16 protein-coding genes are annotated in these 20,211 nt (G+C 42.1%); 4 read left to right on the top strand and 12 right to left on the bottom strand.

The annotated features are described in order from the left end of the window. Positions 1–179: 179 nt before the first annotated feature. A complete protein-coding gene (locus ON01_RS13805; RefSeq protein WP_010531654.1) occupies positions 180–1,493 on the bottom strand; it encodes a nucleotide sugar dehydrogenase in 1,314 nt (437 codons plus the stop codon). Positions 1,494–1,688: 195 nt separating this feature from the next. On the opposite strand from ON01_RS13805, the gene ON01_RS13800 reads away from it, so the two are divergent. From ON01_RS13800 to ON01_RS13790, 3 genes are all read left to right on the top strand, one after another. Further along, a complete protein-coding gene (locus ON01_RS13800; RefSeq protein WP_010531653.1) occupies positions 1,689–2,687 on the top strand; it encodes an LCP family protein in 999 nt (332 codons plus the stop codon). 104 nt (positions 2,688–2,791) lie between these two features. Continuing rightward, a complete protein-coding gene (tagD, locus tag ON01_RS13795) occupies positions 2,792–3,181 on the top strand; it encodes a glycerol-3-phosphate cytidylyltransferase (protein WP_010531652.1) in 390 nt (129 codons plus the stop codon). 147 nt (positions 3,182–3,328) lie between these two features. Beyond that, positions 3,329–4,342 (top strand): LCP family protein, encoded by a 1,014-nt coding sequence (locus ON01_RS13790; RefSeq protein WP_010531651.1) that lies wholly within the window; start codon positions 3,329–3,331, stop codon positions 4,340–4,342. 61 nt (positions 4,343–4,403) lie between these two features. Here the strand turns inward: ON01_RS13790 and ON01_RS13785 are convergent, their stop codons facing one another. Continuing rightward, positions 4,404–5,480, bottom strand: a complete 1,077-nt coding sequence (locus ON01_RS13785; protein ID WP_010531650.1) for a glycosyltransferase family 4 protein — start codon at positions 5,478–5,480, stop codon at positions 4,404–4,406. 161 nt (positions 5,481–5,641) lie between these two features. Here ON01_RS13785 and ON01_RS13780 point away from each other — a divergent pair, with 161 nt between their 5' ends. After that, a complete protein-coding gene (locus tag ON01_RS13780) occupies positions 5,642–6,361 on the top strand; it encodes a GntR family transcriptional regulator (protein ID WP_010531649.1) in 720 nt (239 codons plus the stop codon). A gap of 51 nt (positions 6,362–6,412) precedes the next feature. Here ON01_RS13780 and ON01_RS13775 read toward each other — a convergent pair whose 3' ends face one another. The 10 genes from ON01_RS13775 to ON01_RS18595 all read right to left on the bottom strand — a co-directional run bounded on the left by ON01_RS13775 (position 6,413) and on the right by ON01_RS18595 (position 20,188). Further along, positions 6,413–7,132: a phosphoadenylyl-sulfate reductase gene (locus ON01_RS13775; protein WP_010531648.1), complete on the bottom strand. Its 720-nt coding sequence runs from the start codon at positions 7,130–7,132 to the stop codon at positions 6,413–6,415. A 41-nt stretch (positions 7,133–7,173) separates the two neighbouring features. Further along, positions 7,174–8,385 (bottom strand): threonine synthase, encoded by a 1,212-nt coding sequence (locus ON01_RS13770; RefSeq protein WP_010531647.1) that lies wholly within the window; start codon positions 8,383–8,385, stop codon positions 7,174–7,176. Positions 8,386–8,581: 196 nt separating this feature from the next. Further along, complete coding sequence (locus ON01_RS13765; RefSeq protein ID WP_010531646.1) at positions 8,582–9,658, bottom strand: Ldh family oxidoreductase; 1,077 nt, start codon at positions 9,656–9,658, stop codon at positions 8,582–8,584. A gap of 55 nt (positions 9,659–9,713) precedes the next feature. Next, positions 9,714–10,172, bottom strand: a complete 459-nt coding sequence (locus ON01_RS13760; protein WP_010531645.1) for a tripartite tricarboxylate transporter TctB family protein — start codon at positions 10,170–10,172, stop codon at positions 9,714–9,716. A gap of 1 nt (position 10,173) precedes the next feature. Then, complete coding sequence (locus tag ON01_RS13755) at positions 10,174–11,691, bottom strand: tripartite tricarboxylate transporter permease (protein WP_010531644.1); 1,518 nt, start codon at positions 11,689–11,691, stop codon at positions 10,174–10,176. Continuing rightward, positions 11,664–12,758, bottom strand: coding sequence for a tripartite tricarboxylate transporter substrate binding protein (locus ON01_RS13750; protein WP_010531643.1), 1,095 nt, complete (start codon positions 12,756–12,758; stop codon positions 11,664–11,666). Before ON01_RS13750 ends, ON01_RS13755 begins: the two co-directional genes overlap by 28 nt. Positions 12,759–12,977: 219 nt before the next feature. After that, positions 12,978–13,370 carry an aspartate 1-decarboxylase gene (panD, locus tag ON01_RS13745; protein WP_010531642.1) on the bottom strand — a complete coding sequence of 131 codons (393 nt, stop codon included), beginning with the start codon at positions 13,368–13,370 and terminating at the stop codon, positions 12,978–12,980. Positions 13,371–13,494: 124 nt separating this feature from the next. Continuing rightward, positions 13,495–15,027: a peptidoglycan-binding protein gene (locus ON01_RS13740; RefSeq protein WP_010531641.1), complete on the bottom strand. Its 1,533-nt coding sequence runs from the start codon at positions 15,025–15,027 to the stop codon at positions 13,495–13,497. 375 nt (positions 15,028–15,402) lie between these two features. Continuing rightward, on the bottom strand, positions 15,403–16,608 hold the full coding sequence (locus tag ON01_RS13735; RefSeq protein ID WP_010531640.1) for a YheC/YheD family protein: 1,206 nt from the start codon (positions 16,606–16,608) through the stop codon (positions 15,403–15,405). A gap of 166 nt (positions 16,609–16,774) precedes the next feature. After that, a complete protein-coding gene (locus ON01_RS18595) occupies positions 16,775–20,188 on the bottom strand; it encodes a peptidoglycan-binding protein (protein WP_010531639.1) in 3,414 nt (1,137 codons plus the stop codon). Positions 20,189–20,211 lie beyond the last annotated feature (23 nt).

The raw sequence follows: 20,211 nt of genomic DNA, 5'->3' as shown, positions 1-20,211 counted from the left end.
AAGGGGCATGGAAAACAAAAAATTTTTTGTAATGCCATGCCCCTTTTTACAGGTTAGATTCGATTATAGGAGAAAGAAGGGTTTTGGATAGTCGAGGATTTTCGGCGGCGGCCGAAAATCGACTTATTGAGAGACAGAACATCCCCTTCCATTACGGAGGTCAAAAAAGCGGCACATAATTACAAGCTCCAGTAATGGTACCCTTTCGCTTCACATTCTTTTCGGTCATAAATGCTTTTGACATCGACCAATACTTTATTATCGGTTCGATACAAGGTATCCATCATGTCAAGATCATACCGTTCTTTGAATTCATTGTGGCTGACAGCAAACACAACACAATCAAGATCGTTCAATTGCTCTTTTTCAACCAGCTCGATACCGAACTCGTCATAGACAGCGTCTTTATCGGCAACCGGATCGTGAACGACAACCTCAACGCCATAGTCCTTTAATTCCTCAATAATATCAATGACTTTGGAGTTGCGCACGTCCGGGATATCCTCCTTGAACGTGATGCCGAGAATGCCGACGCGGGCGCCGCTGATCTCCTGCTTGGCATTGATCATCTTTTTAATGATATTCGAGCCGATATATCTGCCCATATCATCATTGATTTTCCGGCCAGACAGGATAATTTGCGAATGGTAGCCGAGCTGTTCAGCTTTGTACGTGAAATAATATGGGTCGACACCGATGCAATGCCCGCCGACGAGACCCGGTGTGAATTTCAGGAAGTTCCATTTCGTGCCGGCCGCCTCCAATACGGCGTTTGTGTTGATGTTCATCTTATTGAAAACGATTGATAGCTCGTTCATGAATGCGATATTGATATCTCGCTGCGAGTTTTCAATGACTTTGGCAGCTTCGGCGACCTTAATCGATTCCGCCTCATGGACACCGGCTTCAATGATGGCGCCGTACACGCCTGATATTTCTTTCAATGCATCGTCATCTGAACCCGATACGATTTTGGTGATGCTGGTCAGCTTGTTCACTTTGTCACCCGGGTTGATGCGCTCCGGTGAATAGCCGACTTTAAAATCATCACCGAATGTCAGTCCGGACTGCTCCTCGAGAATCGGGACACAAACCTCTTCGGTTGTGCCAGGATAGACGGTCGATTCGTAGACAACAATCGACCCTTTTGTCAAATTGCGTCCAACTGTTTCACTGGCAGCAATCACGGGATTCAGATTCGGTGTTTTATCGGTATTGATCGGCGTTGGAACGGACACGATATGAAATTTACAGTCCCTGAGATCTGCTTCATCACTCGTAAATGTCATCGTGGTATTCTGAAGGGCTTCGTCGCCGACTTCCTGCGTGACATCAATACCGGTTAAGTATTTGTCCAATTTCGCTTTGTTGATGTCAAAACCGACGACATCAAATTTTTTTGCAAGCTCAACCGCCAGTGGAAGTCCGACATAACCCAGGCCAATAACAGCAATTTTTTCCTCATTGGTTGTCAATCTTTCAAACAGAGACATAGCAAAAGCCTACCTTTATCAAATCAGATTTATACTTATTATACTTTACCATATATGTGTGCGTGTGTTCATATCCAAACTATACATTCATACGTCCTATTTGTATAGTATTTTAATTTCGGCGCTTTTCGTTATTGTTATTTTGTGTATGTTTTTGTAAAATAGATGCCACGAAACGACTAAGGAGATAAGCCCATGTCGAAAAAGAAAAAGTGGACGCTGATAATCGGCATCCCTTTATTGCTGTTTATCATAGCCGCTGGCAGTTATGCTGCTTACTTATACAACAAAACCGAAAACATGGTGAGCGAGTCGCAGGAAAAAACCGGCCGCGAAAATGAAACGTCCAAACTTCGGAGTGAAGCGGTGGATCCGCTTGAAGATAATGTTTCCGTTCTGTTTATTGGTGTTGATAACAGTGAATTCCGAAATGAAAAACAGAGCCGCTCCGATGCGCTCATACTGGCCACCTTCAACAAACAGAACAGTTCAGTCAAATTATTAAGCATCCCGCGTGATTCATATGTTTACGTTCCGGAAGTTGACCGGTATACGAAAATCAACCATGCGCATTTCTTCGGCGGACCTAAAGCAACCATTGAAACGGTCGAAAACTTCCTGAATGTTCCGGTGGATTACTACGCTAAAATGAATTTCGAAGGTTTCGTCGAGGTTGTTAATGCACTTGGCGGCATTACGTATGACGTTCCGTACGAAATCTGGGAATCGGACTCCGATGATGACAAAAACAGCATTCATTTAATGCCAGGCGAACAGCATTTAAATGGTGAAGAAGCACTGGCACTGGCCCGGACACGCAAATATGACAGTGACGTGGCACGCGGCAAGCGGCAGCAGCAAATCCTTAAAACCATTGCCAGCAAAGCAACATCAGCCTCATCCGTCTTTAAACTGGGCGAAACGATCGATGCAGTTGGTGACAATTTGACCACCAACCTTTCGTTCAATGACATGAAAGATTTCCTTTCCTATGGGCTTGATGAGAGTATTTCAATCGAAACGGTCAATCTTGATGGCAGCGGCGGCTATATGGAGGATGGCCTCTGGTATTATCAGGTTAATGAAGAAAGCAAACACAACGTACAGGCTGATTTGCGCAGCCACCTGGATTTAGAGGGAAATGTAGGCACAAGTGATTATGCCAAAGAGGAAGAACGCAATAGTACGTATTGACTGGAGGCTGTCATAGACATCCTCCTATTTTCACTCCGATCTTTATTTACTATATATGCGGTTAATAGTACAATAAAAAGGGATGAATCATATGGGGAGATATTATGAAAAAAATCATGACGTATGGTACTTTTGACTTGCTTCATCCTGGTCACATCAACCTTTTGCGACGGGCAAAGGAAATGGGTGACTATCTGATTGTCGGTGTATCAACCGATGAATTTAACCATAAAAAAAATAAGAAAGCATATCATCCTTATAAAAGCCGTAAAATCATCGTGGAAGCGATCCGGTATGTGGACAAGGTTATTCCTGAAGCAGACTGGGACCAAAAAGTGGATGATATTATCCGCTATGACATTGACATATTTGTGATTGGTGATGACTGGAAAGGAACATTTGATTTTCTAAAACGTTATTGTGACGTCACCTACCTTCCGCGGACTTCAGGGGTCTCCTCATCAAAAATCAAAAAAGACCGGGAGAAAAATTGATATTAAAATGAAACATTCCCTTAATCGGATTCGTCTGCAATATATGGTATTCTTAAAAACGCATTGTATTTTTTACGTATGCCGATTATAATGAATAGGTTGATAGATTCGATTATGAGAATGAAAGATTTGAAGGAGAATAAAGTTATGCAACAGCGTATAGACAGGCGAAAGCAAATCAAGAAAAAACGCCGACGCCGGATCCTTTATCCAATACTTGTCATGTTTTTGCTGGCCGTTGGCGGAGTCGGTTACATGGTTTTACAGACTTACACGGCAGCAAGCGAGTCGTACGATGATCTTGACCGTGAAAAATCAGATTTAAGAGATAAAGCCGTCTCAATCGGTGATGATCCGATTTCGATCCTGTTACTGGGGGTTGAAAACTACTCAACCAATGGTGACAACGGTCGGACAGATACGATGCTCGTTGCGACGTTCAATCCGAGTGATGCAAGTTTGAAATTGGTTAGTTTGCCGCGCGACACACTCGTTGAAATAGCCGGCAGGGGCACTAAGGAAAAGATAACCCATGCTCATGCTTACGGCGGCAAGGAAATGGCCATTAAAACAGTCGAGCAGTTCCTTGATATACCGATAGACTACTATGCTGCCGTAAACTTCGATGCATTCATCAATATCGTCAATATACTCGACGGCATCGAAGTTGACGTACCATTTGATTTTGAGCAGCGCACCAAGCGTGAATCCGGAAATGAGAATCTGCAATTTACGGAAGGACCAATGAAACTCAACGGTGAAGAAGCCCTGGCCTATGCCAGAATGCGTAAGGAAGATCCCCGCGGTGACATTGGGCGTAATGAGCGACAGCAGCAGGTCATTAAAGCAATTATTGACAAAGCAACATCATTCGGAACAGTTACCAAAATAAATGAATTGGCTGAAGAGGTAGGCACTAACGTCAAAACGAATATGTCAGTTGGTGAAGGATTGGGATTCTATCAAGAATACTCCGATTTCAGCACCAGCAACATTGATAAACTCACCATTGAGACGTATCCGCAAACGATTAACGGCGGGTCTTACCAGATTCCTGATGAACAGTCACTCGCAGAAGTAAAACAGACATTGAAAGAACATCTTGATCTGGTATCATCAAGCAGTGAGTCAGACACTTACACAACCGAAGAAGAGCAATAGAAAAAACACTGTCAGGCCATCGAACCGGCCTGGCAGTGTTTTTTGCAGAGATCATTTTTATTTATTTCACTTTTTCCGCTCCAAATATCCGTTTGATTCGGGTTAAAACAGGCTGCTGACCCTGCATGACAATCCCGGCCAATTCAGCGATTACCTGCATCCCGACAATAATTACACCAAATATAATAACGGACGTCAACAACGTGGCACTATTAAACACAATGGCCATGCTGCCGAAAAAGGCGCTGAATCCAAAAATGATTAATACAGCGGCCCGGTGACTGTATCCCATTTTCATCAGTTGATAATGGATATGTTTTTTATCGGCATTGGCAATACCATGTTTGTTCACCGACCGGCGGATAATCGCCAGGATCGTGTCGAACACAGGGATGGCAATGACAATAATCGGGATGATAAAGCTGAACAAAGCGACGTTTTTAAATAGTCCCAGCATGGAAACGACCGCTATGGAATAGCCTAAAAACAGCGCACCGGTATCACCCATAAATATTTTCGCTGGGTAGAAGTTATGGTATAGAAAGCCAAGGCAGCTCCCAATCAAGATGACGCACAAATATGCGACCACTACCCTATAATCAATCATCGCCATAATGAGAATACTGAATAAACCGATTGCGGAAACACCTGCCGCCAGTCCGTCCAGTCCATCAATCAAGTTAATGGCATTGGATGCTGCAAGAATCCAGACAATCGTAATAATGACCGCCATTTCATCCATATAAACCGTACCAAAGAAAGGGACCGTGAGCTTTTCGATGACCAAGCCGGAAGACACGACAACCAGAGCTGCCGACAGCTGCCCGGTGAGTTTCATGTACGGCTTCAGACTAAACATATCATCGATGATACCCGTTGCCAGCATAATACAGGCACCAATAATAATTGCTGTCATTTGTGGATGTGATGGCTGTAAATATAAAAATCCCGCAATCGCACCGATAAAGATTGCCAGTCCGCCTGAACTCGCCTTGACGCCATTGTGATTTTTCCGGTTGTTATCCGGTATATCAGCTGCGCCCATCTTCAGAGCCAACCTTTTAATGAATGGCGTGATAAACAGCGCGGTCAGAGCGGAAATGACGAATGCAATGACTAAATCAGCTGTATCAAACATGGAAACACCTGCTCCATTTTATATTAGTAACTCTTCTTTCTTGATTCTATCATATTTCATACTGATAGGCACTCCTATTTCTGTAACTACCCACTCTATTTTATGTTAAACTAAGATTATCAGGATAAGAGTTTTCAAATCCACAATAACGGAGGATTATGATGGCACTGGACTACACGAATTCAATTCCGCTTTACATCCAGCTAAAAGAACGAATTGAACGAAAAATAATGGATGGGGTATATACCGGCAAGATTCCCAGTGAGCGTGAACTGATTGATGAATATTACGTCAGCCGCAGTACTGTCAGACAAGCGATTGATGCACTGACACGCGAAGGAACGCTTGAGAAAAAACCCGGCAGAGGCACATTTGTCGCATTAAAGCCGATCAATGACTGGCTGGGCAGCCTGAGCAGCACCTCCGAAACCATCCAGCGCATGGGAATGGACCCCGGCGCAAAATTGGTTAAGGCAGAGGGTGTGCAATTACCTAAGCATCTGCAGAAACTGACCGGCCTGAGAGAAGCCGTTCATATTAAACGAGTTCGCTATGCCGACCACATACCTATCGGGGTTGAAAACAACTATTATCCTGTTGAAATCGGCGAAAACATTATGGAATATGATTTAAACAAAGTATCACTATATGATCTGCTTGAGCAGAAATTAGGTGTGCTATCGATCGAAGCAGATCAGAATATCAGGTCTGAACGAATCGCCAAAGAGGATGCCAAATTATTGACGGTCCCGGCAAGCACCAGCATGCTCGTCGCCGAAAGGAACCTGAGGGATGTAAACGGCAATTTTATCGAATACGAACTTGCCTCCTATCGATCGGATATGTATTCGTTTAATATTAAACTATCGAGGAAAAAATAATGAAAGCCTGTCAAACAAGATTTTGACAGGCTTTCATTAATGCTGCAATACCTAGTAAGAGGTGTGGAGGCCGCACTCACTTTTATTAAAACCAGACCATCTGCCTGAGCGCAAATCATTAGAATCTGTCACTCTGGAAGTACACGGTATACAGCCAATACTCGGGTACCCCTGGTCATGCAAGTCATTGTAAGGCAAATTGTGCTCACGAATATATGACCAAACATCATCCCAGGTCCAATGGATTAATGGACAAATTTTGACAGACTTAAAACGTTCATCCTTATTAACAAATTCAGTATTCCTACGGGCAGGTGACTGCTCTCTGCGAAGACCGGATATCCAGGCAACCGCTCCGCTCAGTGCATCTTCAAGCGGCTTTATTTTGCGTATGAAGCAGCATTGATCAGGCTGTCGCTGCCACAGTGCCGATCCATATTGACCAGCTTGTTCATCCAGCGTTAATTCTGGTTTTTTTAACGTTACCCTAAGTTCAGGATACTTTTCTTTAACGTCATCAATTAAATCATAGGTTTCCTGGAAATGAATCTCCGTATCGAGAAAAACAATCTTAGCATCGCTTTTAACTTTGGAGATCATGTCAATCAGTACCATTCCCTCAGCACCAAAACTGCATGCATAAACAAGGGAATCGCCGTATGATTCATATCCCCATCGCAGAACTTCCAATGCTCCCTTTGTATCATCACCCGGTTCATAATTCTTAAATGGGACGTCCGAAAAGTCACGATAGGTAACCGGATAATACATTTCGTCTGCCTCCATATCATAATTCTGTAAGTCCGATGTATTTAAATCATGACGCTACTGTTTACCATATCCTTATAGGTTTCGATAATTGGAGCCTGAGTCTGGTCCCAGGCCAAATATTTTAATGCATGTGAGGTATTGAATAAAACAACTTCATCGTCCTGTTGAATCCAACCCCTGTCAATTAAACTGGTAAACGCTGCCCATGTTGCTGCGCCCTCTGGAGATGATGAGATCCCTTGCTTGCCAAGAGACGTTTGCGCTTCTTTAATGTCTTCTTCGGATACCGCGACCGCGGTCCCTCCCGATTCACGAAGAATGGAAAGGATCAGTTCGCCATCCGGGGGATTTGGCACCCGCATACCAGTAGGATTGGAACTGATATCCTGAGTTTGTGCATTAAACGCTGTTCCATTTTCAATCGCATCAACAAGAGGCTGACACCCTTCTTCCTGAACACTGACGATACGCGGCAGGTCTCCTTCGATGAACCCAAGTTCCTTCAATTGGTTCAAGGCATTCCATATTCCGATAACACCAGAACCCCCTCCGGTAGGATATATGATGACATCAGGAAGGGTCCAGTTGAACTGTTCAGCTAATTCCAGCCCCATCGTTTTCTTGCCCTCTGATCTCCCAGGTTCTTTAAGTGTACCGACATTGTACCAGTCTTGTTCTAATTCCCCGTCTTCAATAACTTTTCCGGCGTTATGGATCAGTCCGTCAACTAAATATGTTTGTGCACCATATTGAATACACTCTTCAATAATTAAACCAGGACAATCCTTTGGGACAAAAACATAACTATCCATCCCGGAATTGCTTGCATATGCAGCTAAAGCTGAAGCAGCGTTTCCATTTGAATTGACAGCTACCTTTTTAATGCCATACGCGTTAGCAATTGAAAGGGCCGACGAAAATCCTCGTGCCTTAAAGCTTCCTGTGGGATTTTGCTCCTCTCGTTTTACCCATAGTCTCTTCACAGGATATTTCTGTTCCGCCCTGTGCATCCGAACGAGAGGAGTCCATCCCTCACCTAAGGAAATAATATTTTGCGGATTTTCCACCGGCAGCAGTTCTTTGTATCGCCACATGCTGGTCACTCGATTCTTTAACGATTCCTTCGTGAAGGTATGACCGACGCGTTCCAGATCATATTCAACCTGTAACGTCCCGCCACATGTACATTTGCTTTGCTTTAATTGAAACTCGGTTGCCTTAGCGCACGCTTTACAAACAAACCAAAAGTTCATCCCAAAACCTCCCCGTGCTTAATTTTTAAATGGCACAATCACGTATTAAAAGGTGGCTATGAAAGTTTGCCCTTACACATCAATCGCTGCATGACATCCCCCCAATAATGAGCCTAATTAGAGTATAAGTATTAAGGAAATGTCATATCAATCGGGTAGGAATGTCCGTACCGGTCGTTAAGCATGGACGTATAGGCTATGACATCAGCATCCCATCTAATACTAACTCCCTTAATCGTGGCGAGATACCGTATCTTTCCCCAACAGCATGAAGTTCATCAGCTAGTTCCTTAGTCAAAGGGATTCCGCTCATTCGCCGTTCCTTCTCCCTTTCGTCTTCGATTTCACCGGGCAGGTAAACTCTATCAAAACCTTTGGCTGCCGGTATTTGTTTCATTTCCTTTGCCATGGTATCCATTCGCTTTTTGAACGTATCCATTTCCTCAAATATATCAGCACGTATTACAAAGAAAAATTGGCCCACGTCCTGCACGTCATCCAAATTCTCTGGCCTCCCGACACTCGGCCCGAATGAAGCACCTGTCAGCAATCCGGATAACACATCAGCCAGCAATGCCAGCCCGTATCCTTTGGGGCCGCCAACCGGCAAAACCATCCCGTCCATTGCTTCCTGTGCATCTGTTGTCGGTTCACCATCTTTAGTGATCGCCCAGCCAACGGGAATATCCTCATGATTTTGAATAGCAAGTTTTATTTTGCCTCTAGCGACAATACTTGTTGCCATATCAAAGACAATATTTCCCGCTTCCCCGCCTGGTATGCCATAGGAGATCGGATTTGTGCCGAAGTACCTTTCCTTTCCTCCCCATGGCGCCATATAGGACGGTGCATTTGTTGTGGCTATACAAACACAATCATGCTTAGCAGCATACCCGGTATAATCGGCCAGCATACCGCAATGGTTGGAATGATTAATACCCGCAATGGCGACTCCCGTATTTTTTGCCTTATTAACGGCGAGCTTTATCCCTTCCGTTGCTGGTATAATACCCAATTCATTGGAACCATCGATAAACACGGATGAAGGTGTTTCCTTCGTTACCGACATACTGTGTTCCCAATTGACGACGCCTTGTTCCAGCCGGTCGATATAATTTTTCACACGCGTGACGCCGTGTGAATCAACACCTCTTAAATTGGCAAACACAAGATGTTTTGCAACCGTTGCACTGTGATCCTCCTTCAATCCTGCCTTTTGAAAAATAGCCTTAACATAACTTTCCAAATCTGTATGGTTTATATAAAATGTCATTGTTTCTATCCTTTCTAAAAAAAGCATTTAATTTTCGGGGCTGAATCTATATCCACTAACCAAACAGTAGACCTGTGGGCAACGGAACAAGAAAAACATAACGGAAAAGCACGAAGAATAAGACACTCACACTGATGGAGCCAATGGCGGCATCGGCGATTTTCGCTCTGCCGCTTTTCCCCTGATTATCCCGCTGCAGGTACCAGGTAAGAAATCCGATAAACATCATACTGGCAATTAAAAATCCGACGAGGCCGATTAAAATGACATAACTTATCATGCCCGCACTCATGACTGCCACTTTTCGTTTATCAATACCCTCAAGCAACTTGTTATGTTTAGGCTTGATCAAACTATTAATCAAATAAGCTATACTCAGCAGCAACAGGATAATCCCAATTGTACGGGGGAAAATATAACTCATCTCGGACAAGTCTCTGGTTTCCCATATCGCAATACCCGCGACGATTACTAAAATAAATGCTGAAATGGTGTTATAATTCACTCTTTGCATGTTATGCCCCCATCCTTTCCTGACTGTCTTCATTCTTAGCTGCAAAAAGGTTCCCTAAGACGGGCAGCAATATGGATAGGGCACAAAGTATGATTAACACAATGGAAATCGGCCGGGAAAAGAAGTATCCCCATACATTCCCGGCAGCTTCTCCCAAAAGCATGGATTGAGCCAGACCTCTTTCAGCAATTGGCCCCAGGATAAGACCCAGTACTATCGGAGCAGGGTTGAACCCGGCATTTTTCATTACATATGCCAAAAGACCAAAGCCAATCAGCAATGCAATGTCAAGGAAGTTATTCCGAATCGCGTAAGATCCGATGATCGTCAGAAAGACTATTGAAGGCGCCAGATAAGAAACCGGTATGGAAAGGACTTTTCCAATATACCTGGAACCCATCAGACCAAAAATGATCAGGACTACATTCGCAATAACAAATGCAATTAAAAATGTGTAGACCAAACCGGACTGCTGGCTCATGAGATTAGGCCCGGGAGTAATCCCCTGCATCATTAATGCCCCAAGAATAATAGCAGCAGGCGGAGCACCCGGGATTCCGAGTGACAAAAGCGGAACCAATGACCCGCCAACTTCGGCATTATTAGATGTCTCCGCAGCCACAACACCATCAACATTGCCTTTCCCGAATGACTTTTTATCTTTTGAAAAACGGACCGCAGCATCATATGACAATAGTGATGCAACATTGCCCCCTGCTCCGGGAATAATGCCTGTTATGATGCCAATGAAGGATGAGCGGATGATGAAAAATGGCTTTTTAATAATATTAAAGAAGAGGGTCTTCACGATGCCTTTTTCTCTTCTGACGCTTTTTTGGGATTTGACCTTGTTTTCAATCATCGAAATGACTTCCGGAATACAGAAGAATGCTATTAAAATGACGATTAATTCCAATCCGGATTGCAGTTGGGAGAAACCGAATGTGTACCGCGATTCACCGCCAACCGGAGATATTCCGACAGTTCCCAGCAGCAGGCCGATACATCCGCCAATCAACCCTTTTAACATGGATCCGGAAGATAATGTCGAAATCATGGTCAGCCCTAGTACGGCAACCCAGAAATATTCCGGCGGCCCAAAATTTAACGCCCAACCCGCCAGAACCGGTGTCAGAAACAGAAGCGCCAGACCGCCGATAATACCGCCGATTCCTGAACTGATGGCAGCAGCGGTTAGTGCCTTTGAAGCTTGCCCTTTTTTCGTCATCGGATAACCGTCGAACGTTGTGGCAATCGCTGACGGTGTACCGGGTGTGTTGATAAGTATAGCTGATATGCATCCGCCATAAATGCCGCCAATATATAAGCCACCCATCGTAATCAGTGACGTATCTGATTCCATCGTAAACGTAAATGGAAGCAATAATGCCAATGCCATTGTCGCCGTCAATCCGGGCAACGCGCCCACAATGATCCCGGCCAGTACACCGGTGCATAATAAAATTATATTCAAGGGCTGTGTTAATGAATTCAGTACTTCCGGTAAAGTCTCAAGCATTCCTGTACCCTCCAGGTGCGACACCCTTTTTGGTAATTCCAAAGCAGGGGTATCTTATCTAGTGGTGTTTCATTTGATTGGTTCAAATCGTTACAAGTTACTTTCAACATTTCAAAAATTCTGCTGTACTCTTTCGTTTTCTTTTCAATGTATTCCATGGATTCTTCATGCCCCATTTGCTTGGGTTGAAATCCTTCATTATACATTTCTTCCTTGACTCCCTCTTCATCCAGGATGTCCAAAAATGACTTTTCGAGTGTTTTAATTACTTCCTGGTTTGTCCCGGGCGGTACCGCAACACCACGATCAATCGCTGGCGTCATATCGTAGCCCAACTCCTTGAACGTCGGAACATCCGGCATCGGCTTAAACGTCTCTTCTGATCCAATGGCAAGTATTTTCATGTCATCTTGATACTTAATCAAATCACTGGAGTTTCCAAAAATAACATCTGTTGTCCCGCCAAGAAATGCTTGTATGGATGGTGCAGCGCCATCAAATGGCACATATTGCATGTCAATACCCGCCAAATGCTCCAGCTGCAGCGATGCAATATGGTGGCCTGAGTACGTTCCGGAACCAGCTACAGTTATAGAGCCCGGCGATTCTTTAGCCTTCTTAACGAGGTCTTCGAGTGATTCAATATTACTATCCTCGGAAACCGCTATCCCGATTGGTGTCGCCTGGAAAATAGCCACCGGTACGATATCCTCTGTCTGATACCCTGTATCATCGTTGGCCAGTGGCTGCAGAATAATATGCGGGATATTGATGCCGGAAATAAAATGCCCATCAGGATCCTTATTAATCAATTCACTCCAGCCAACGGATCCGCCTCCACCGGGCTTATATTGAATGAGAATATCCTGTCCTAATGATTCCTCCAAATAAGGCTGCTGTCTTCTAGCTTCGACATCGGATTGACCACCCGGATCAAATGGAATACTGTATGTAATGGATTCCGATGGATAATCTTCCGCACTCCCCGATCCACTGGCATTTGTACCGCAAGAAGCCAATAGGATTACAGACACCATACTTGAAAAAATCAATGCCAACTTTTTCATGGTTTTCCTCCTGATTTAAAAGTCAGACCGGTTGAATTCCGGTACCTTAAAGTGGTCGTTCAAAAGGGAGGATGAAAAGGACCAAGAAGTTCGAGGCAGCGAAGCTTTGAGCAGCGGAAAAGCAAGCTAACGATGAAATTCGATGTGTCATTTTCACCAGACTTTTTGAACAACCTTGTAAAGGCCGATAAGCCCAACCGATCGACTGATCAATTGGACTTAAACTTTTACGTCACCGGGCCAATGCAGGTCATGTTCTTCGATGCCTGTAATCTCATTGTTCTCATCAAAAAACACAACTTTTGGTTTCAGGTTTTCAATTTCCTCCTCTGACATTTGTGCCATGCTTAAGATAATCACGATATCACCAGGTGAAAACAGGTGTGCAGGCGGTCCGTTCAGACAGATTTTTTTCGAACCCTCCGGCGCAGGAAGAGCGTATGTCTTCCATCTAGTGGCATTTTTCAGATTTGTTATTTGCACCATTTCATATGGCTTTATATCCGCTTCTTTCATGAATTTCGAATCAATCGTCACACTGCCGACATAATCAAGATCTGCTTCTGTGACTCTTACTCTGTGAAGTTTGCCTTTGCACATCAATCGTTGCATAAAAAAATTCCTCCTCTGTAATGAACCCTCTCTAAATTATAAGTATTAGAGAATTGCGGATTCAATGAGGTAGGAATGTTCGTACCAGTACATATAAAATTAGTTCATTCTAAAGGCTTTACTATCAATTCTTATAAATTGGCATTTCTAAATATAGATCATATGATTTCAATTGTTGGTATATATTATATATTGAATCTAATTGTTTTACTGGCCAAGTGATATCTACCGGCGATCGTTCATCTTGACATTTGGAATAGGCCATTTGCTTTGGATTCCAGCGAATATTATAAAAGGTATTCCAATTGTTAGTAATCTGATTACCTATAAAAGCGGCACCATTAATTATCGACTTTTCTACGGTATCCCACCCCTCATCGAATGCCATTTTCGCAGCTTTTGAAATTGATTCGGAGCCTTGAATACCATAAACGTTATAAACAAATTTTATAGTCTTTGGAGTCCTTACAGGTATCTCCAGTATCTCATCATTAACTGCTTTTGTTTGTGCATAGGTTATATTTCCATATTTATCGACAGGGATTGCTGAAGCAAATATTGTATTATCATCCATTGCTAATAACGACTGACTAACCAAATACACTTCATTTATATCACAATTATTGCCTGCTCTTATAAATGAATCAGCTTGGTTCATCAAAATTCCTTTGTCACTAAGGTATTGATCAAGAACCAACGAATTGGTAACATTTGGCCGAGTTAAATCCAAAAACTGAAATTTCTTCATCTTGTTATTTAATGCGTTTACTGGATCGAAAGCTGCTTCGACGTCGTTTCTGCTTACATTTTTGTCTAATTGGGATAGATAATTCATTTGAATGCTTATGGCTTCTTCTAAACTTAAATCATAATTAACATATGTTACTTTCTCAGAAAATTTAGCCGCATCATCAATTTCCTTCAGTGTTATTTCATCAACGATACCACTAGTTGGAAGGCCATGATCTTTTTGAAATTGCATTACCTTTTTCTCCAATAATTTTCCGAATTTTTCTGTAACCTTTATGTGCCCATAACCTAGCTTATTAAGTTTCTTTTTTAATTCCTTAATTTTACTGCTGTGGCTATTTAGTTGGAGAGAAGTGGATAACAGCTCATTCATTTTATTTATTGTTTTTGAATCAACTTCCCCAGTAACAGACAATGAATAGAATTGCTGGAATTCCTTTATCCGATTAGTTGTAAAGGAACCAAAATTTTTGGTAACTTCTATACCACCAAAACCAAGTCGATTTAAATTCTTTTTTAACGTAATAATTCGTCTATGACTTGCACCTTGTTTATAAAAATCATTGAACACTTCATTTAATTTGTTCTTTGTCGGTTCATCAATTTTGCCATCAGCAGGCAAACCATATTCCCGTTGAAATTCTTTTACGCGTTCCATGGTGTAATTGCCAAAATAGGTAGTAACTTTAATGCCGTCGTACCCCAGCCAATTTAACATCTGCTTATTAGCAATTAATTCATCATAACGATTCCCCTGCATAAGTACGGGCTGTTGGTTTTTAACAGGAAAAATATTTTTTATTTTTCCTTGAGTTTTCTTAATAACCGTATAATTTACTTTTTCACTGTTTTGCCCAGTATCATCAACAATATTTTCTTGTTTAAGCGCTTCAAGTGACTCCTTCATGATACTCCCCCTTAATATCTGAACATCAAGTCTGTGAATATAATAGTGCTGCTCTCTCTATTTCGTGTTGACACAAAGGTGGCTTAGAAGGTTTGATAAGGGCAGCCAGTATGTTAGTATCGATTCGTGGTCGTTCCCAATTGATCTGCAGTTTATGATTGTTTGCTTTACGTCAAACAAACCCACTATTTTTTTAGGCAGCAAAAGCCTCAAAGTTCAACATCTTCCAACAAAATCTATTATTATATAAACTAACCTTAATTTCAATACCGAGTAATACTTTTTTACTACATAAACAAATATAATAGGTCTAAATCACTATTAATTTTTAAATACTTTGATTATTCATCTATTCAGTTAGCTATCACTTAAACTCTACCGTCTGATTGCATTCTTCACAAACTTGCCCACAGCACGAACCGGCGCAGTCGCCTTCCATGCCCTGCTGTTTTTAATGGCAGTGTATCTTTTCTCATACAGTGCTTTGTCCCGTTTGACTTGCTCCAATTCACGCTTAAGTTGACCTAAATTCGATCCTAAACTGTCCTGAAATTCAGTTGCCGAAGCTTTGTCTATTTTGTTTTCAAGTAAATACAAATAATAATCTGTTCTCAGCATCGCCGCTTTTGCCATGAGGGGAATAGTCGTTGGGGCGCCATTTGATTCAAACAGGTACAGCTTACCATCCTTATCAATCGCTACATCGAATCCGATAGACATAATTGGTGTTTTTTTGATCTCTTCTAATTTATACGGCAATGTTAGCGCCACTTGGTTTATCTTGTCATTAATTTCTTCCCATTTCTCCCCAAAATTCGCCTTCAGGAAGGGGGTCAGATCACTGATGCCGCCGCCCTGATTGACATTTGAGATGACTTTCTGACCAATACCAATCCTGATGAAGTTGCGCGCTACCTGCCACTTCCCCTGTCTATTCTTTTCTACATGTATTCGGCAATCGAAAGGATTTCCATCTTTCGTTCTAGAGGATATATATTTCTGCAAAATATACCGTTTGTTTTCAATGAATTTTTGATAATGCTCGACTAACGCATCCCTGTTAATTCTTCGTTCTTCCTTCTCATATCCCAGAATATAGTCATCTACATCCTTTTTTAGAATATATATCCCTTTGCCCCGTTCACCCGCAACTGGTTTCATAACTATACATGAATACTTTAATAAAAATTCCTCAATATCATCAAAGCTTTTCGCCCTGGTAGTCGGTATGACAAGGTGCTCAAAATTTTCATCTTTTAGTAATTCACGCTGCAGCCGTTCTTTATTTACGGCATTTTTCTTATCATAGGTTAATGTTGCATTCTTTCTAAGATGTTCCATTATTTCCTTATACTTTCTATTAAAGCAGTAAGGTGATATGTCAATTAAAACCGGTAATTCGGTGTGGATTTTTTTCCATCTGTTGTTTACCAGTATTTTACCGGCAACCGTGTTATTCGTTATATTCACATCCCATGGTCTTATATAGATGATATCTATTCCACGAGACTGACAAAACATCGCTGTCACTTTCGCTATAGTTGGTGGATTTATAAAATTTCGCATTAAGCCGACAATCATTATTTTCCCCTCTATTCCCATAGAAGTTTGGATAAATATACCTACAGTATGCCACATTTTGAGGATTCGTATATCCTATGTTAATAATTAATTTACTGTTGATTTACTAGTGGATAAAAAAAAAGCTTGCACAACCTGTCAAGAGGTCATGCAAGCAAAACAAAAATTAATTGTACTGTGGAATTTCCAGGTTTAGTGTTGTAATCCCTAATTGATTATAAAGGTTAAAAATTGTTGATACCTGTTTGGATGCCCAGCCAATATCGGTTGCATACTGGGGCCCAAAACCACCAGTATTATCCATTATCAGAGGATTCCACCGCATTTTATAAAGTGTATTTTGTCCGTCTTTGATATAACTGGTACCAATAAAAGCAGCACCGCCCACGATTGCTTTCTCAGGTGTTGTCCACCCTTCCTGATATGCCCTTTTTGCTCCGCAGGAAAGAGCACAACTATCGTTGGCACCAATACCGAACATATTGTACACCGTAGTGACAGTCTTATTCGTGCTGGCAATTTGGCCGTTTGAATTTCTGGTTATATTGCCATTTTTATCAACAGGAACGCCAGTGGCAAGTGTTGATGTTCCATTACTTGTCTCAAGTCCAGCATGTGAAGCCAGGTAAACATCATTAATGCCATTGATATTGGCAGCTTTAATGAAGGCCTGTCCCTTACCGGCGAGAATGCCTTTATTCTGCAGATAACTATTCAGTTCAGCTGCTGAAGCATTGCTTGGTTTGGCCAAATCCAAAAATTGAAATCGCTGAACCGCATTATCAATGAAATTATCCGGGTTCAGATAATAGCGTACATCATTTGGAGTGGCATTAACCCATTGCTGCCGGTCATTATGTCTTATTACATACCAGCCTTCCACTTCATCAAGAACATCGACTCTTTCTCCGCTGTATAGCGTTCCAATATCCTTATGATGAGTGCCAGGACCCGTTCGTACATTAAGTGCACTCGCTGTTACAACGCCGTCCTCCACCCATGTTTTGGATATATATGCATATGCCTGGTCGGTTTGAGGATTGGCTCTCATTTGTATGTTTAGCGCTTCATTCAGCGATAAGTCATATGATGTGTAACTTGTTCCTTGCAGTGCATTTTTTATAGTGTTCATAGTGACTTCATCGACAATTCCAGTGACATTCAGGTTGTAACTCCTCTGAAGATCCTTTACATTTTTTTCAGTAGCGTCACCATAATAATGTGTCAGCTTCATGCCGTATCCATCAAACCCAAGTTTTATTAAATCTTCTTTGAGGGCAATTGTATCCACATGCCGCTTACCATTACTGAATGGATTCGGGAGAAGAAAGTCAATCTGATCGAAGACCCCTTGGCCAGCAGTGCCTGTTACTTTCTGACGGTAAAAGTCCTGAAAATCGCGAACGTTCTTCTTAGTGCCATCGCCATAATAGTGTGTCAGTTTCATGCCGTAGCCATCAAAGCCTAATTTAATCAAATCTTTCTTGAACTCGATTGTATCCACGTGACGTTTACCATTGCTAAAGGGATTCGGCAGAAGAAAATTAATCTGGTCAAATACTTCCTGTCCGGCGATACCCGTTACTTCCTGTCGATAAAAATTCTGGAAATCACGGACGTTCTTTTCAGTACCCTCGCCATAGAAATGTGTCAGCTTCATACCATAGTTGTCAAAACCGAGTTCGATCAAATCTTTCTTAAACTCGATTGTATCCATGTGACGTTTGCCGTTACTGAACGGGTTCGGCAGCAGAAAGTCAATCTGATCGAATACTTCCTCTCCGGCAACACCCGTTACTTTTTGATGGTAAAAGTCCTGGAAATCGCGGACATTCTTTTCAGTACCCTCGCCGTAGAAATGCGTCAGTTTCATGCCATAGTTGTCAAAGCCCAATTCTATCAAATCTTTCTTGAGCTCAATTGTATCTACATGGCGCCTGCCGTTGCTGAGCGGGTTAGGGAGCAGAAAATCAATCTGATCAAATACTCCCTGTCCGGCAACACCCGTTACTTTTTGACGGTAAAATTCCTGAAAATCCTTAAGATTCTTCTCAGTACCATCGCCAAAATACTTTGTCTGCAACATGCCATATCCGTCAAAACCTAATTTAATGAGGTCCTGTTTCATTTCCAGCACGTTAGAACTTCTGTCACCTTTGCTGAGTACACCGTCATCGTGACGATTATCATCCTTGATCACGGACTCAACCTTATCAAATGTAGCTTTATCAGCGATTCCGGTTACAGGTAGCTGGTAAGCCTTTTGAAAGTCACGGACATTCTTTTCTGTGCCATCTCCGTAGAAGTAAGTCATTAACATTCCGTAATTATCAAAACCAAGCTCAACCAAATCTTTTTTGAACTCAATTGTATCGACATGTCGCTTGCCATTGCTGAATGGATTCGGCAAAAGAAAGTCAATCTGATCGATTACTTCCTGTCCCGCAACACCCGTTACTTTTTGACGGTAAAAGTCCTGAAAATCACGGACGTTTTTCTCCGTGCCCTCACCATAATAATGGGTCAGCTTCATACCATAATCATCAAAACCCAATTCTATCAAGTCTTTTTTGAACTCGATTGTGTCGACATGGCGCCTGCCGTTGCTGAATGAATTCGGCAGAAGAAAGTCGATCTGGTCAAACACTTTCTGATCCGCAACACCAGTCACTTTCTGACGGTAAAAGTCCTGAAAGTCACGGATGTTCTTTTTCGTGCCGTCGCCAAAGTACTTGGTGAGAATCATGCCATATCCATCAAAACCTAATTCTATTAGATCCTTTTTCAGTTCTAGTACTCTAGTACTTCTGACCCCTTTTTGAAGGGAATTGTCACTAACTTTTGCCGTCATATTATTGAGGCTGTTAATTTTGGTACTGGAAGTTGAAGCTTTGGATTCGTTTTGCTTTCCCTGCTGTTCATCGGATTTTTTCTTGTCTGGCTCAGCCGACTTGCTTTTATTTGTATTCTCCTCTGCTTTATCCTCTTTTGCATCTTTTCTTTCATTCTGGTCTGTTTCAGGCTGCTCTTTTGTTTTTTCATTTTGTGAGTTTTGTTGCTCACCTGAACCTTTATCCTGCGGCTCATCTAATTCATCGTTATTTGTCTCTTCTTCAGGTGACTCCTCTGCATTATCTCTCTCTTGACCATTATCAGCTGTATCATCATTTTCTTCTCCTAATGCTCCTGGTTTCTGGTCAGTCGACTGATGATCGGCTGATTTGTCTCGTGATGCTTCTTTTTTAGCCAGATAAGATTCCATAAACTCTTGTCTTTCCGCCTCTGTAAGTGCGTCCTTGTCTAAATAGATAATTTCTCCATCTACTTTTGCATTCCTGGCTCCACTATCCTTCGATTCCTCCTTTTCCTTTTCTGAACATAACTGAGATTCAGATTTATATTTGTCTGCTAAATCTATGTAACTCTGCTCAGTAACACTATCAACCTCGCTCAAACTTATTGCTATACAGCCATCATTTGTATTCTTATGGTTGTCATCAGCTGCATTGGCAATAGGAGTGAAGGCGGCCGACAAGGAAAATAAACCTGCCATCAATAGTAAAAACATTTTTTTCGACACATTTACACCTCCCTATTCAAATA

It is taken from the genome of Lentibacillus jeotgali (genome assembly GCF_000224785.1).
Lineage (GTDB): Bacteria > Bacillota > Bacilli > Bacillales > Amphibacillaceae > Lentibacillus > Lentibacillus jeotgali.
This window is presented reverse-complemented; position numbering and strand designations above follow the sequence as displayed.